The sequence below is a fragment of the Staphylococcus gallinarum genome, from assembly GCF_000875895.1.
GTDB classification, from domain to species: Bacteria; Bacillota; Bacilli; order Staphylococcales; family Staphylococcaceae; genus Staphylococcus; species Staphylococcus gallinarum.
The window spans coordinates 1-326 of record NZ_JXCF01000186.1; the positions used below are offsets into that span (position 1 = coordinate 1).

The 326-nt window shown below is 35.3% G+C and carries 1 protein-coding gene; it reads left to right on the forward strand.

The window, feature by feature from the left end:
* A partial coding sequence (locus SH09_RS16725; protein ID WP_042740228.1) for a hypothetical protein occupies positions 1 to 326 on the forward strand: 326 nt, incomplete at both ends.

Sequence of the window (326 nt, forward strand, 5' to 3'; positions counted from 1 at the left end):
CAAACAAAATCAACAGAATCACCAGTGGATCCAGAATATAACGAACAAGATAAGGTAGATACAGCAACAAAAGATCAACAGGCAGAAGGAACAACGAAAGATACACAAGAGCAAACTTCAACTAACCAACAGAGTAAAGTAGAACGTCCACAAAATGTAATTCAAGATAATAAATTAACTCAAACAAATAATGCAAATGTAGCTAATGAAGATATAGTTGCGACCCAAGATAATACTGGCGTGGAAGCAGATAACCAACAAGTTGTGTCAGAAAAGGTTGATAGCAGTCAACAAAATGATACTGTATCACTTGAACAACTTCAAAG